12 protein-coding genes and 1 pseudogene are annotated in these 15,187 nt (G+C 65.9%); 9 read left to right on the plus strand and 4 right to left on the minus strand.

What is annotated here, in order from left to right:
- Positions 1 to 51: 51 nt before the first annotated feature.
- Positions 52 to 1,473: a DEAD/DEAH box helicase gene (locus AC5P66_RS11820; RefSeq protein WP_049414254.1), complete on the minus strand. Its 1,422-nt coding sequence runs from the start codon at positions 1,471 to 1,473 to the stop codon at positions 52 to 54.
- Between the two features lie 908 nt (positions 1,474 to 2,381).
- Here AC5P66_RS11820 and AC5P66_RS11825 point away from each other — a divergent pair.
- The gene (locus AC5P66_RS11825) at positions 2,382 to 3,371 is read left to right on the plus strand and encodes a fumarylacetoacetate hydrolase family protein (RefSeq protein ID WP_065179110.1); all 990 of its coding nucleotides are present in this window, start codon (positions 2,382 to 2,384) and stop codon (positions 3,369 to 3,371) included.
- 14 nt (positions 3,372 to 3,385) lie between these two features.
- Positions 3,386 to 4,054, plus strand: a complete 669-nt coding sequence (gene maiA / locus AC5P66_RS11830; RefSeq protein ID WP_049414451.1) for a maleylacetoacetate isomerase — start codon at positions 3,386 to 3,388, stop codon at positions 4,052 to 4,054.
- Positions 4,055 to 4,097: 43 nt separating this feature from the next.
- On the opposite strand, the gene AC5P66_RS11835 is transcribed toward maiA, so the two are convergent.
- The 3 genes from AC5P66_RS11835 to AC5P66_RS11845 all read right to left on the minus strand — a co-directional run bounded on the left by AC5P66_RS11835 (position 4,098) and on the right by AC5P66_RS11845 (position 8,081).
- On the minus strand, positions 4,098 to 5,558 hold the full coding sequence (locus AC5P66_RS11835; protein WP_495216366.1) for a UdgX family uracil-DNA binding protein: 1,461 nt from the start codon (positions 5,556 to 5,558) through the stop codon (positions 4,098 to 4,100).
- The gene (locus tag AC5P66_RS11840; protein WP_099495408.1) at positions 5,539 to 6,822 is read right to left on the minus strand and encodes a putative DNA modification/repair radical SAM protein; all 1,284 of its coding nucleotides are present in this window, start codon (positions 6,820 to 6,822) and stop codon (positions 5,539 to 5,541) included. The genes AC5P66_RS11835 and AC5P66_RS11840 overlap by 20 nt, the downstream gene beginning before the upstream one ends.
- Positions 6,823 to 6,953: 131 nt before the next feature.
- On the minus strand, positions 6,954 to 8,081 hold the full coding sequence (locus AC5P66_RS11845; protein WP_049416904.1) for a PilT/PilU family type 4a pilus ATPase: 1,128 nt from the start codon (positions 8,079 to 8,081) through the stop codon (positions 6,954 to 6,956).
- A 121-nt stretch (positions 8,082 to 8,202) separates the two neighbouring features.
- Here AC5P66_RS11845 and AC5P66_RS11850 point away from each other — a divergent pair, with 121 nt between their 5' ends.
- The 7 genes and pseudogenes from AC5P66_RS11850 (at position 8,203) to AC5P66_RS11880 (ending at position 15,176) form a co-directional block, all read left to right on the plus strand.
- Positions 8,203 to 8,568, plus strand: a complete 366-nt coding sequence (locus AC5P66_RS11850) for a DUF4398 domain-containing protein (RefSeq protein WP_005415160.1) — start codon at positions 8,203 to 8,205, stop codon at positions 8,566 to 8,568.
- Positions 8,565 to 9,449: an OmpA family protein gene (locus tag AC5P66_RS11855; protein ID WP_099495409.1), complete on the plus strand. Its 885-nt coding sequence runs from the start codon at positions 8,565 to 8,567 to the stop codon at positions 9,447 to 9,449. The genes AC5P66_RS11850 and AC5P66_RS11855 overlap by 4 nt, the downstream gene beginning before the upstream one ends.
- A gap of 324 nt (positions 9,450 to 9,773) precedes the next feature.
- Complete coding sequence (locus AC5P66_RS11860) at positions 9,774 to 10,010, plus strand: HP1242/YdcH family protein (protein WP_005407964.1); 237 nt, start codon at positions 9,774 to 9,776, stop codon at positions 10,008 to 10,010.
- 300 nt (positions 10,011 to 10,310) lie between these two features.
- Positions 10,311 to 11,681, plus strand: a pseudogene (locus tag AC5P66_RS11865) (pyridoxal-phosphate dependent enzyme).
- A 123-nt stretch (positions 11,682 to 11,804) separates the two neighbouring features.
- Entirely contained in the window at positions 11,805 to 12,989 is a 1,185-nt protein-coding gene (locus AC5P66_RS11870; protein ID WP_099486310.1) for a cystathionine gamma-synthase, read from the plus strand.
- Positions 12,986 to 13,768: an ABC transporter permease gene (locus AC5P66_RS11875; RefSeq protein WP_099486308.1), complete on the plus strand. Its 783-nt coding sequence runs from the start codon at positions 12,986 to 12,988 to the stop codon at positions 13,766 to 13,768. The genes AC5P66_RS11870 and AC5P66_RS11875 overlap by 4 nt, the downstream gene beginning before the upstream one ends.
- Positions 13,758 to 15,176 (plus strand): ABC transporter ATP-binding protein, encoded by a 1,419-nt coding sequence (locus AC5P66_RS11880; protein WP_099486306.1) that lies wholly within the window; start codon positions 13,758 to 13,760, stop codon positions 15,174 to 15,176. Before AC5P66_RS11875 ends, AC5P66_RS11880 begins: the two co-directional genes overlap by 11 nt.
- Positions 15,177 to 15,187 lie beyond the last annotated feature (11 nt).

Consider the following 15,187-nt stretch of genomic DNA (forward strand, 5'->3'; position numbering starts at 1 on the left):
TCCCTCGATAGCCTCCCGCGCAACGGGAAGCACAACAGCTGTCAGCTGTGATCAGCCGGCGCGACCGCCGCCGTTGCCTCCCTGGCCGCGGCCACGGCCGCCACCATTACCGCCACCGCCACGACGCTGGCCCTGACCGGCGCCTGCACCCGCACGCTGCTGGCCGTTGCCACCACCCTCGCGGCGGCCGCCACCGGCCTTCTTCGGGCCGGCATGCGCATGGCGCGGCGCATCACCGTGCGGACGGCGAGCGTGGCTCTTGCGCGGTGCGCGCTCGCCGGTATCGTGCTCGGCCTTGCCCGGCGCACTGTTGCCCCAGCGGATCGGCGTCTGCAGTTCGAAGCCCGGCACATCGCGGATGTCCATGTCGCGGCCCAGCAGGCGCACGATCGCGCGCAGCAGCTTCACTTCATCCTGCGCCACCAGCGAAATCGCCTGGCCGGTCGCGCCGTTGCGGCCGGTACGGCCGATGCGGTGCACGTAGTCCTCGGCCACCATCGGCAGGTCGAAGTTGATCACCTTCGGCAGCTCGTTGATGTCGATGCCGCGCGCGGCGATGTCGGTGGCCACCAGCACGGTCACGCGGCCGGCCTTGAAGTCGCCCAGCGCACGCAGGCGCTGGCCCTGGCTCTTGTTGCCATGGATCGCCGCAGTCTTGATGCCCGACTTTTCCAGGAACGTGGCCAGCTTGTCGCTGCCATGCTTGGTACGGGCGAACACCAGGGTCTGCTCGCGGCTGTCCTGCGCCAGCAGGTGCAGCAGCAGGTCGCGCTTGCGGCCGGCATCGACCGGATGCACGCGATGGGTGATGGTTTCGGCCACGGTGTTCTTCGGCGTCACCTGGATCTGTTCCGGGTTGCGCATGAACTCCAGCGCCAGCTGGCGGATGTTGTCCTCGAAGGTTGCCGAGAACAGCAGGGTCTGGCGGTTCTGCTTCGGCAGCTTGGCCAGGATGCGCTTGATCGACGGCAGGAAGCCCATGTCGAGCATGCGGTCGGCTTCGTCCAGCACCAGCAGTTCAATGCCGGACAGGTCGACGCTGCGACGCTCCAGGTGGTCGATCAGGCGGCCCGGGCAGGCCACCAGCAGGTCGACGCCACGGCGCAGGATGTCCAGCTGGTTGCCCATGCCGACGCCGCCGTAGATGCAGGCGCTGGGAATGCGCAGGTACTTGCTGTAGCCGCGCAGGCTGTCATGCACCTGGGTGGCCAGTTCGCGGGTCGGGGCCAGGATCAGCGCACGCGGCTTGCGCGGGCCGGCACGCACTTCCTGCGAGGCGGTGCCCAGGTGCTGCAGCAGCGGCAGGCCGAACGCGGCGGTCTTGCCGGTACCGGTCTGTGCGCCGGCCAGCAGGTCGCGACCGGCCAGCGCCAGCGGGATCGCCTGCTGCTGGATCGGGGTCGGGTTTTCGTAGCCCTGCTCGGCAAGCGCACGCAGCAGGAAGGGCGCCAGGCCCAGCGATTCAAAAGACATTGAGATTGCTCCAGGTACAAGAAACGCCTGTCCGAACGGACAGACGGGGGCAGATCAAAGTGATCGGCTGACTCGGAGCGTTCCCGTGAACCGCGCTGCGAGAATTGGGTGCAGCCGGCACGAAGCGCAGGCTGGAATGCGTGACGAACGGCGTCGGAGTGGGGGCGGGCGAAGAGGGCGGACCCTGGTCGCCGGCGATCCCGAAGGGAAACGGACGGCCGCTGCAGACCGCGCAAGTCTAAACGATGTTTGAGACTTCACGCAAAAAGGCCTGTTCAGGTAGGGGTTCTCTCTGCAGGGCTGCGCCCTGCACCCGCAGAGGCCAGGGCAATGGCAATGGCAACGGCAAAAGCTGATTTCCTGTGGGATGGCGGGGTGGGTCCGGTGGCGGGAGACGCCGTAAACCCGTCCCTGGGGGCTTGGCCGCGGCATCCATGCCGCGGACACTCCCGCCACCGGACCCACCCCCCCTTCGACAGTTTCCTGCGATCTGTCGGAATGGCATGGGGTCAGATCCGTTTTCCGCAGGAAAACGGATCTGACCCCGGAATTTCATTCGATATCTGACAGATTTCATCCATGCAGGGCGTGGATCTACTGGCCACCGGCCTACTGTCGAAGGCGGGGTACTGTGGGTTTGCGGGGTGTGAGCGGCATGGATGCCGCGACCAAGCCCCCATGGATGGGTTTACGGCGTCCCCGCAAACCCACAGTGCCTCGCCATCCCACGGAATGCCCGCTGTTGCTGTTGCGTCGGCTGTTGCCTTGGCTTGAAGCAGGTGCAGGGCTGCAAGCCCTGCCGAACCCCCCACTACGGTAGGGTGGGCCGATGCCGCGCTGCGGCTTGGCGCCGCCGCAGATTTGATTACACTTGAAACTTGTTTGCCCACGACTCCGGACACCCACCCATGAAGCTTGGTTCTTTGAAGGAAGGCGGCCGCGACGGCACCCTGATCGTCGTCTCGCGCGACCTGCGCCACGGCGTGCGCGCCACCGGCATTGCCGCCACCCTGCAGCAGGCCCTGGAGGACTGGAGCCACATCGCACCGCGCCTGAACGCCCTGTACGAATCGCTCAACGCCGGCGACGCCGATGGCGTGTTCGATCTCGATCCGCAGGCACTGGCAGCGCCGATGCCGCGTGCCTATGAGTTCGTCGATGGCAGCGCCTACCTGCCGCATGTCGAGCGCGTGCGCCGCGCCCGTGGTGCGGAGGTGCCGGAGAGCTTCTACACCGACCCGCTGATGTACCAGGCCACCAGCGCCGGTTTCTACGGCCCGCGCGATGCGGTCAAGGTGGTCAGCGAGGACTACGGCATCGACCTGGAAGCGGAGATCGTGGTGATCACCGACGATGTGCCGATGGCGGCCACCCCGGAACAGGCCGCCGGCCACATCCAGCTGGTCGGCCTGGTCAACGATGTCTCGCTGCGCAACCTGATCCCGGGCGAGTTGGCCAAGGGCTTCGGCTTCCTGCAGTCCAAGCCGCGTTCGGCGCTGTCGCCGGTGTTCGTCACCCCCGATGAGCTGGGTGCTGCGTGGCAGGACAGCAAGGTGCACCTGCCGCTGCTGACCCACATCAACGGCCAGTGGTTCGGTGCGCCGGAGGCGGGCGTGGACATGCAGTTCAACTTCGCCCAGCTGGTCGCGCATGCGGCCAAGACCCGCCCGCTGGGTGCCGGCACCATCGTCGGCTCGGGCACCATCGCCAACGAAGACACCAGCAAGGGTGCCTCATGCTTCGCCGAGCAGCGCGTGGTCGAGACCCTGCGTGACGGCAAGCCGAGCACGCCGTTCATGTCCTTCGGCGACGTGGTCCGCATCGAGATGCTCGACGCTGCCGGCAACAGCATCTTCGGTGCGATCGAGCAGCGCATCGAACAGGCGGCCAAGCCCTGAGCATGGAGGCGGCGATGGAGATTCCGGTCGACGACGGCATCGTGCTGTACACCTACTGGCGATCCAGCGCCGCCTACCGCGTGCGCATCGGCCTGGAGCTGAAGGGCCTGGCCTGGGAGGCGCGGCCGGTGCATCTGGTGCGCGACGGTGGCGAGCAGCACCATGAGGCTTATCGCGCGCTCAATCCGCAGCAGCTGGTGCCGACCCTGCTGCATGATGGGCACACGCTGACCCAGTCGCTGGCGATCATCGAGTACCTGGAAGAGCGCTTCCCACAGGTGCCGCTGCTGCCTGCCGATGCTGCGGGCCGCGCACGGGTGCGGGCGCTGGCGCAGCTTGTGGCCTGCGATATCCATCCGATCAACAACCTGCGGGTGATGCAGTACCTGGAACGCGACCTGCAGCTGCCTGCCGATGCCCGCACCCAGTGGACCCTGCACTGGATCGCCGAAGGCTTTGACGCGATGGAAGCGATACTGGCCAACAGCCGCGACACCGGCACCTTCTGCCACGGCGACCGTCCTGGCCTGGCCGACATCTGCCTGTTGCCGCAGCTGTACAACGCCCACCGTTTCGGCCTGGACCTGGCACCGTACCCGACCCTGCGCCGCATCGAAGCGGCCTGCCAGGCACTGGATGCCTTCGACCGCGCCCGCCCGGAACACCAGCTCGACGCCGCCTGAAAAAAGGGGACGGAGGGGATTAAGTCGTATATGCACTTACGACTTAATCCCCTCCGTCCCCTTTCTGCCGCAAACGGGCCAGGTCATCGCGGAACACCCGGTAGGCGTCCTCGCGGCGCGCATCGTCGGCCTGCCGCAACACCCACGCCGGGTGCACGGTGGCGTAGCCGCGGGTGCCGTCTTCGAGGGTGTGCCAGCGTCCGCGGTCGCGCGAGAGGTCGAAGTCACGACCGAACACTGAAGCTGCCGCTGTCGCGCCCAGGCACACGATCACCCTGGGCAGCACACGCGCGATCTCGCCCATCAGCCAGGGGCGGCAGGCCTGGATGTGGCGGCTTTCCGGTCGCTTGTGCAGCCGCACCTTGCCGCGCCGCTCATGGTGGAAGTGCTTCACCGCGTTGGTGAGGTACAGCTGGGCGCGATCGATTCCCAGCTCCGCCAGTGCGCGGTCCAGCACCTGGCCGGCGGGTCCTGCGAACGGCTGCCCGCGCAGATCCTCGGTGTCGCCGGGTTGTTCTCCGACCAGCATCACCTCGGCCCCTGCCGGCCCCTGGCCGAACACGGTCTGCGTGGCGTGCTCCCACAACGGGCACTGGCGGCAGGCGCTGGCCTGTCCGCGCAGATTGTCCAGACTGCTGGCATCGGTTGCCGGCGCCGCAGCGTTCGCACGTGGGCGAATCCTGCGTTGCGGCGCCTGCGCCGGCCGGTCATGCATCTCCTGCACGCGGTCGGCCGCATCGCGCACCAGGCGTGGCAGCAACTGTGCTTCAGGCAGGTGGCGCCAGTACTTGGCCGGCATTTCCTGCATCATCATCCGCGTGTTGAGCCGGGCCGGATTGAAGATGCTGGCGTAGTAGGTCTGCCACAGCGACTCGCGTGCATCCTCGGCCGGGGCATCCTCGCGCCGTGCACCGGGGCCGAACGCAAGCGCCTGCCCATCCCAGGCGACGCTGCGCGAAGGGGTCAGGATCGCCCAGCGCATGCCGGTGAAGCGGCGCGCAAAGAACGGCGCGACCCGGTCGACGATGTGGTGCTGTGGCTCGAACCAGGCGATGAACGCATCAGGCTGGCCAGGCACCTCGCGGAAGCGCACGAATGCCTTCATCTTGTGCGTGTCACGGCGGACGGCCTGGGCGAGGGCTGTCGCGCGCAGGACATCGGCGTCGGCGGGGTTGCCCAGCACTGATCGCTCGCCATGGGCGATGCGCCACAGCAGGCGATACAGCAAGGCCAGGCGCTGGGGATCGCGATGGCACAGGCAGGTGGCCGCCAGCTCCAGGAAGTCACGTGGAACGTTGGGTGCACCGGCATCGGCAAGCATCGGCGCCTGCTGCACGGCCGGCGCATCCAGCAGCGACGTGTCACTCCCTTCCAGCCAGTCCAGCTGCGGCGGGGCAACGCCGCGCAGCAACGCTTCGCGCGCAGCATCGCGCCAGGCCTGCAGCGACCATGGCGGATCCACCCGCAGCGACCAGCGCTGCGCGTCAGGCCGCGGACGGGGCATCGAACAGCGAACCCTGGCGCGGCGGCGGGGCCAGCTGCGCGCGCAGCGCCGCCGGATCATCCAGTGCTTTGCGCGGGTGATGGTCGGCCAGCAGCACGAACGGCAGCAGCTTGCTCATCGGTGCCTTCAGGCGCGCGATGTCGGCCACGCGCAGCCGCCCGTGGCGGCGTGCCATCAGCACGCGCTTGACGTTGCGCACGCCAAGGCCGGGTACGCGCAGCAGCATTTCCTTCGGTGCCCGGTTCAGATCGACCGGAAAGCGCTCGGGGTGGCGGATCGCCCAGGCCATCTTCGGGTCGATATCCAGGTCAAGCATGCCGTCCTGGGTGGTATCGGTAATCTCATCCACGCCGTAGCCGTAGAAGCGCAGCAGCCAGTCAGCCTGGTAAAGGCGATGTTCGCGCTGCAGCGGTGGCGGCTGCAGTGGCAGCTGCCGGCTGGCGTCCGGAATCGGGCTGAACGCGGAGTAATAGACCCGGCGCATGCGGTAGTTGCCGTACAGGCTGTCGGCGCTGGCCAGGATCTGCTGGTCGTTTGCCCCGTCCGCGCCGACGATCATCTGGGTGCTCTGCCCGGCCGGTGCGAAACGGGGAGGGCGCGGGCGAGCGCTGCGGCTGGCCGTCGGTGCCACCGCTGCAGGGGCCTTGCGAGCTTCCTTGGCTTCCTCGATGCGCCAGCGCAGTTCCCCCATCGCGCCACGGATGGAATGAACCGTCTTCTCCGGCGCCAAGGCGCTCAGGCCGGCTTCGGTCGGCAGTTCCACGTTGATGGACAGGCGGTCGGCATAGCGCCCGGCGCTGGCCAGCAGGTCCGGCGAGGCCTCGGGAATGGTCTTGAGGTGGATGTAGCCGGCGTAGCGGTGCTCTTCGCGCAGTTGCCGGGCTACTTCCACCATCTGTTCCATGGTGTAGTCCGCATTGCGGATGATGCCGCTGGACAGGAACAGGCCCTCGATGTAGTTGCGCTTGTAGAAGTCCAGGGTGAGCGTGACCACCTCATCCACGCTGAAACGCGCACGGGGCACGTTGCTGGAGACCCGGTTCACGCAATAGGCGCAGTCGTAAATGCAGAAGTTGGTCAGCAGGATCTTCAGCAACGAAACACAGCGGCCATCGGGCGTGTAGCTGTGGCAGATGCCCATGCCCTCGGTGCTGCCGATACCGCCACTGGCGCGCGAATCGCGCTTTCCCGAGCCGCTGGAGGCGCAGGAGGCATCGTACTTGGCGGCATCAGCCAGAATGGCCAGCTTGCGTATGGTTTCCATTGAGGAAACCTACGGATGAGGGGTCTCATTGGATGAGACCGCCCCTGAATTCTTCAGAAAATGGGGATTGGAGGGGATCAAGTCGCAAGTGCACAAACGACTTAATCCCCTCCGTCCCCTTTTTCGTGGGATCAGAAGCCGTGGGTGATGCTGGGTGCGCCTGCCGAGAAGTCCGCGTACGGGTCGTGCTCGCCGCTGCTGCCCTCGGAAAGGCGGAACTTCAGGGCCAGGCCATCGCGCGAGTCGGCTGCGCGCAGCGCTTCCTCCTGCTCGATGGTGCCGGCCTTGGCCAGCCGGAACAGGCACTGGTCGAAGCTCTCCATGCCTTCTTCCAGCGAGGCTTCCATCGCCGCCTTGATCTCGTGCACCTGGCCGCGACGCAGCAGGTCGCGGATCATCGGCGTGTTGATCAGCACCTCGGTGGCCGGCAGGCGTCGGCCCTCCTTGTTCTTCACCAGGCGCTGGCTGATCACCGCGCGCAGGTTCAGCGCCAGGTTCATCAGCACGTTCTTGTGCGCGCTTTCCGGGAAGAAGTTGAGGATGCGCTCGATGGTCTGGTCGGCGTTGTTGGAGTGCAGGGTGGCCAGGCACAGGTGGCCGGTCTCGGCGAAGGCGATCGCCGCCTCCATCGTCTCCGCATCCAGGATCTCGCCGATCAGGATCACGTCCGGCGCTTCACGCATCGCGTTCTTCAGCGCGTTGTGGAAGGCATGGGTGTCCAGGCCGACCTCGCGCTGGTTGACGATCGACATCTTGTGCTTGTGCAGGTACTCGATCGGATCCTCGATGGTGAGGATGTGACCGGTGGTGGTGCTGTTGCGGTGGTCGATCATCGACGCCAGCGAGGTCGACTTGCCGGAGCCGGTGGACCCCACCACCAGCACCAGCCCGCGCGGGGTCATGATGACGTCCTTCAGCACCTGCGGCAGGTTCAGCTCCTCGATGCTCGGGATGCGGCTGCGGATGGCGCGGATGACCATGCCGACCTCGCCCCGCTGCTTGAACACGTTGACGCGGAAGCGCCCGGCATCGGGCAGGGCGATGGCCATGTTGAGCTCGAGCTCGCGCTCGAACTGCGGCACCTGGCCCTCATCCATCAGCGAGTAGGCGATCTTCTTGACCATGCCCGGCGGCAGGCCGGTGTTGCCCAGCGGATAGAGCTTCCCCTCGATCTTGATGTAGACCGGTGCCCCGGTGGTCAGAAACATGTCCGAAGCGTTCTTTTCGGTCATCAGCTTCAGGAAGTAGCCGATATCCATTGCGAATTTTCCCCAACGAAACGGCCGACGCCCGTTGCCAGCACGGTGTCGGCTTGACGACAATGGCCGTGAACCGACAACCGGTACGGCCTCCCCAATGAAACGACTTAGCTTCGCACGAATGCGCCATGGCCTGTATGTGATGGCGTTTGCATTCGCACTGTCTGCCCCCGCCTGGGCGCAGGACGCCGCCCTGGAACTGGCGCAGGCCCGGCAGGCGGTCGACAAGGCCACCCAGGCCGATGCCGACCAGTACGCCCCGGACCTGATCGGGCTGGCCCGGCAGGGGCTGGAGCAGGCCCAGCGCGCCGCCGGCGACCGCCGCGAGCGCAAGAACGCCCCGGCGATGGCCCTGCGCGCTGCCGCCGATGCCGACCTGGCCCGCGTCCGCAGTGAGGAAGCCACCGTCACCGCGCAGCTGCAGCTGCGCCGCAACGAGGTCAACCAGCTGCAACGCCAGCTGTCGACCGGGGAGGACCGCCGGTGAAGCCGATGACCGCCGCAACCCTGGCCGCGCTGCTGGCGCTGCCGACCCTGGCCGTGGCCGCCGACAACCCGATGGTGGCGCAGCTGAGCCAGCGCCTGATGGCCATCCAGGCCAACCCCGATACCGCTGAGCTGGGCGCCTTCGAGCGCATGCAGGCGCAGCAGGCGATCGCCACCCTGGACAAGGCCAAGCGCCGCGACCAGGAGCTGGCCACGTACCTGGCCGAGCGCCGGGTGGAGATTGCCGAGACCGCCGTGCGCACCGCGCTGGCCGCGCGCGAGGTCGACCGTCTGGAGCGTACCCGCAGCGACCTGCTGATCGAGGCCAGCCGCCGCGATGCCGCCCGTGCCCGCCAGGAAGCCGAGCAGCTGCGCATGCAGGCGCAGATGCAGGCCGAGGAGGCCGAACGCCTGCGCCAGGCCGCCGAGGCCGAGACCCTTGCCCGCCAGGACGCCGAGAACGCCCTGACCAGCGTGGCCGGCAAGCAGCAGCAGCGTCTGAGCGCTGCCCAGCAGAACGCCGCCAAGCTGGCCCGTGAGGAGGCCGAGCTGGTGTCTGGGCAGAAGCTGCCGGGTTCGAGGTTCGATGCGCGCGGTGAGGTCTTCACCTTCGGGGGCGACGCGTTCGCTGCAGGTGCGTCCAGCCTGTCTGGCGGCGCCCGCAACCAGGCCAAAGCGCTCGCCGAGTACTTGAACATCGGCAAGAAGGGGCGCCTGCGCATCGAGGCCTACGACAGTGCCAACGGCGTGGGCCAGAAGCGTGCCGAAGCGCTGCGCGACGCCCTGGTCGCAGGTGGTGTCGCCAGCAACCGGATCCAGGTCAGTGGCAAGAAGGCTGCGTCCACCCGGGCGCGCTCGGCCGAGGTCATCATCGCGCCGTAATGCATTGATATTGTTTGTTTTTCGTTGCAATGAGCATTCAGCCTGAACCCCGCCCCGGCGGGGTTCGGTCTTTTTGTCGCAGGGGTCTTGTACCCCGCCCTGAGCAGGCGTAGGGTCAATCGTCCGGGACGCAATGCCGCGGACCGGACGATGGGAGGGCCGGGCCGATGCAAGCAGGGCGCGAACCGCAGCAGATCGACGTGCGCAGGCCAGTGCCGCAGGTCGTTGCAGGCGTCCAGGTGGCCATCGACCGGCACTCCTCCATGAACAACGCCCCGTGCCTTGCGGCCGGGGCGTTCGTGTATCTGTCGAAGGAGGTCCATCATGTTTGAAGATCAGCCCCAGAGCGAGATCGACGCCCGTCGCGCGCGTGATCCGGAGTTCAGGGCACTCCATGACCAGCACCGCAAGTTGAACAAGAAGTGCATGGACGCGGAGTTGGGTGTACTCCCGATCGATGATGTCACCCTGGGTCGCATGAAGCGTGAGAAGCTGCTGGCCAAGCAACGTCTTCTGCGAATGTACGAAACACCGCTCCCAACGACGTCCCCCACGCTTTGACGCATGTCGTCACGCCCGGAATGGCGTGACCCGGCCATCGATGGCCCCGCCGTGCGCTCCTGCCCCGGCATCGCGGCACCGCCGATGAGGCGGTCGCGCCAAGGCACCACAGGCGGTGGTGCCTTGGCCTGCAGGCACCACTCACCGATGCGGGCGGTACCGGTCTCCTCGTCGATCCGGGGCCGCCCGCATCCCTCTACGGGCCGGCGGGCGGCTTGCCCGCACCGACCTGACATTCAGCGCCATCCGTCGGATAATCATCGGTCCGGCCCTGCGTGGCGCGAATCGAAAGTCCTCCGAATGCCCATCCATTCTTCCGTCCTCGAACTCATCGGCCAGACCCCGATCGTCAAGGCCCAGCGCCTGGACACCGGCGTCTGCGAGCTTTACCTGAAGCTCGAGAGCGCCAACCCGGGCGGATCGATCAAGGATCGCATCGGCCTGTCGATGATCGAGGCAGCGGAGCAGCGGGGTGACCTGAAGCCGGGGGCGACCCTGGTCGAGGGTACCGCTGGCAATACCGGCCTGGGCCTGGCACTGGTGGCCCAGCAGAAGGGCTACAAGCTCATCCTGGTCGTTCCCGACAAGATGAGCCGCGAAAAGATCTTCAACCTGAAGGCGATGGGCGCCGAAGTGCGCCTGACCCGTTCGGACGTCGCCAAGGGCCATCCCGAGTATTACCAGGACTTGGCCAAGACCATCGCCGAGCAGACCCCGGGCGCCTATTTCATCAACCAGTTCGGCAACCCGGACAACCCGGCCGCGCATGAGTTCGGCACCGGCCCGGAGATCCTCGAGCAGATGGGCGGCGACCTCGACGCCATCGTGTTCGGCTGCGGCAGCTCCGGCACCATGACCGGCCTGTCGCGTGCGTTCGCCAGGCTGTCGCCGAAGACCGAGCTGGTGCTGGCCGATCCGGTCGGCTCGATCCTGGCCGAGTACATCAACGACGGCGTGCTCAACGACAAGTCGGGCAGCTGGCTGGTGGAAGGCATCGGCGAGGACTTCCTGCCCTCGATCTCCGACTTCAGCCGTGTCAAGAAGGCTTACGCCATCAGCGATGCCGAGAGCTTCCACACCGCGCGCGAGCTGCTGGGCAAGGAAGGCATCCTCGGCGGTTCGTCCACCGGCACCCTGCTGGCCGCGGCACTGAAGTACTGCAAGGAGCAGACCACGCCGAAGAAGGTGCTGGTGCTGGTCTGCGATACCGGCAACAAGTACCTGTAGAAGATGTACAACGACTACTGGATGCTGGACAACGGCTTCCTGCAGCGCCCGCAGCATGGCGACCTGCGCGACCTGATCCTGCGCCCGTACGGCCAGCGCGACACGGTGGTGATCGGCCCGAACGACCTGCTGACCACCGCCTACCAGCGCATGAAGCTGTACGACGTGTCGCAGCTGCCGGTGATGGACGGCGACCAGCTGGTCGGCATCGTCGATGAAAGTGACGTGCTGCTGCACGTCTACGGCGACGAAGCGCGCTTCCGCGATACCGTCGCCACTGCGATGGTCAGCAAGCTGGACCGGCTGGACGTGAAGTCGCCGATCGAGGCCCTGCTGCCGGTGTTCGACCGCGGGCAGGTGGCGATCGTGATGGACGGTGACGCCTTCCTCGGCCTGATCACCCGCATCGACCTGCTGAACTATCTGCGCCGTCGCGTGCAGTAAGCCGCTGATCGCTGCCGTTCACCGCTGAATTCCGGTTTATTCGCGTCAAAGCTCGTTAAGGCTGCGCTGATAGACTCCCGATCCTTTGACGGCGCCGCACGTCGGCGCCATTCAGGAAACGACATGTCCAACTCCTCTTCGCCCGACCGCGCGCTGGCCCTGGCCACGCTGGCCATCCACGGTGGCCAGTCGCCCGATCCCAGCACCGGTGCGGTGATGCCGCCGATCTACGCCACCTCGACCTATGCCCAGTCCAGCCCGGGCGAGCACCAGGGCTTCGAGTACTCGCGTACCCACAACCCGACCCGCTTCGCCTATGAGCGCTGCGTGGCCTCGCTGGAAGGCGGTACCCGCGGCTTCGCCTTCGCCTCGGGCATGGCGGCCAGCTCGACCGTGATCGAGCTGCTGGACGCCGGCAGCCACGTGGTGGCCATGGATGACATCTACGGCGGCAGCTTCCGCCTGTTCGAGCGCGTGCGCCGCCGTACCGCCGGGCTGGACTTCAGCTTCGTCGACCTGACCGATCTGGCGGCCTTTGAAGCCTCGATCACCCCGAAGACGAAGATGGTCTGGATTGAAACCCCGACCAACCCGATGCTGAAGATCGTGGACATCGCCGCGGTGGCCGCCATCGCCAAGCGCCATGGCCTGATCGTGGTGGTGGACAACACCTTCGCCTCGCCGATGCTGCAGCGCCCGCTGCTGCTGGGCGCCGATCTTGTGCTGCACTCGGCCACCAAGTACCTCAATGGCCACTCGGACATGGTCGGTGGCATGGTCGTGGTCGGCGACAACGCGCCGCTGGCCGAGCAGATGGCGTTCCTGCAGAACTCGGTGGGTGGCGTGCAGGGCCCGTTCGACAGCTTCCTGGCCCTGCGCGGCCTGAAGACCCTGCCGCTGCGCATGAAGGCGCATTGTGCCAATGCGATGGCGCTGGCGCAGTGGCTGGACAAGCATCCAGCGGTGGAGAAAGTGATCTACCCGGGCCTGCCCTCGCACCCGCAGCATGAGCTGGCCGGGAAGCAGATGGCGGGCTACGGCGGCATCGTCTCGATCGTGCTCAAGGGCGGTTTCGAAGCCGCCAAGCGCTTCTGCGAGAAGACCGAACTGTTCACCCTGGCCGAATCGCTGGGCGGCGTGGAAAGCCTGGTCAACCATCCGGCGGTGATGACGCATGCCTCGATCCCGGTCGCGCGCCGGGAGCAGCTGGGGATCAGCGATGCGCTGGTGCGGCTGAGCGTGGGCGTGGAGGAGCTGGGGGATCTGCAGGTGGATCTGGAAAGGGCGCTGGAGGCCGCCGGGGCATGATGGGGCAGCGCGTCGAGTTGATGCTCAGCCTGACCGGGCGCGACATCAAGAAGAAGTACAAGGATTCACTGCTGGGTGCGCTGTGGGGCGTGCTTGTGCCCCTGATCATGCTGGCCATTTACACGATCATCTTTGCCACCATCTTCAGTGCGAAATGGAAAGGCATCGAAACGCACAGCAGGGTGGACTATGCCGTTCTGCTGTTCATCGGACTGATCGTCTACAACTTCTTTGCCGAGTCGTTGACGCGTGCACCTAGTGCGGTGCTCAGCAATCCGAATCTGGTAAAGAAGGTGGTATTCCCACTGGAAGTCCTGCCTCCCGTGGTCGTTCTGTCCTCGCTTTACAATGCGGGCGTCGCCAGTGTTGCATTGGTCGGGTTCCTGATCTTCAGCAGTTTTGGCCTGCACTGGCAGATTGTGCTGTTGCCGCTGCTCGTGCTGCCGCTGCTGGCTCTGACCCTCGGAGTGTCCTATCTGTTTGCTTCGCTGGGAGTGTTCTTCCGCGACGTGGACCAGATTGCAGGCCTGCTGGCTCGTGTGCTCCAGTACCTTACGCCAGTGCTGTACCCGTCGATCATTTTCCCGGAGAAGATCGGCACCTGGATGCGGCTGAGCCCTCTTGCGGTGTACGTGGAGCAGATCCGCGCGCTCATCGTCAGCGGTACCTTGCCGGACTGGGGGCGCTACGCATGGGCCCTGGGCTGGTCGCTGGCCATCCTGTTCTTTGGATACTGGTGGTTCCAGCGTACTCGGAGGGCCTTCGCCGATGTCGTCTGATGATCTCGTCATTGATATCGAAAATGTCAGCAAAGTCTTCAACATTTTCGAGAAGCCATCTGATCGGTTGCTGCAGATGTTGCTGCCCAGGTTGGGGCGGATCGTGCCTGGCGCGGGCGAATGGTCGTCGCGGCAGCGCGGACGTGAATTCTGGGCCCTGCGCGATGTCAGCCTGAGGGTGAAGCGGGGTGACGCCGTGGGCATCATCGGGCGTAACGGTTCCGGCAAGTCGACCCTGCTGCAGATCATTGCCGGAACACTCGCGCCGACGACCGGCCGGGCACAGGTCAACGGACGCATTGCTGCCCTTCTGGAGCTCGGTAGCGGTTTCAATCCAGATTTCACCGGGCGCGAAAATGTGCTGCTGAACGGCATGATCCTGGGCCTGACCGAGCGCGAGGTGCTACAGCGTTTCGATGCCATTGCGGCGTTTGCCGACATCGGAGACTTCATCGACCAGCCCGTGCGGACCTACTCCAGCGGCATGATGTTGCGTCTGGCCTTTGCCGTGCAGACGCAGGTCGAGCCGGACATTCTCATCGTCGATGAGGCTCTGGCGGTCGGTGATGCACTGTTCCAGAAGCGCTGCTTCCAGCAGATGGAAGCCCTGCGAGCCAATGGCTGCACGCTACTGCTGGTGTCGCACGACCAGGAGTCCATTCGTACTCTGACCGATCATGCGATTCTTCTGCGAGACGGCGTCGCGCGCGCCGCTGGTCCGTCTTCCGACGTCGTGCTGGAGTATCGCAAGCAGTTGCACGAGGACGAGCGTGATTACTATGCGTCCATCAGTGCGCAGCATCTGCAGCACGCGCAGAAGATCGTGGAGGCGCAGGCCGCTGCTGATGCGCCTGTCGAGGGAGGGCCGCATGAAGGATCCCCCGTTCTGGGGGCGCGCAGCGACAAGCTTTCTTTCGGTGACTACGATTGCGTGGTCGAGCGGGTTCGGGTGCTGGATGGTCAGGGCGAAGAATGCGCCTACTTCCTGCCGCGCGAGAGGCTGGTCATCGAGGTGACCGCACGCCCGGTGCGTGACATGGACAAGCTCAATGTGAATGTCCGCTTGCGCAACAAGGAAGGCGTCAAGCTCTACTCGTGGGGAACACTCAACCAAGACGTGCGCCTGTGGACGGAGGAAGGTCGGCAGGATCCGGGGGTTTGGGGCACCACCTTCCGGGCCGATACGCCGTTTACCGTGCGCTTTGAGTTCGATTGCTCGCTGGGCGTGAACTTCTACGAAGTGCAGGTCTCAGTGTCGGAAGAACTTGAGCGCTTTGGTGGAGCACAACGCATGCTGCATTGGCGCGACGAAGCTGCTTTCTTCCAAGTTGGAATGCGTCAGAAGGAATACACCTTTGGCGGCGTCTGCGACCTCCGCATGCATGCGGAAGTTGTGGGTGCACAATGATCGAGGCGCCT

It is taken from the genome of Stenotrophomonas sp. YJH_SMC_122 (genome assembly GCF_059369535.1).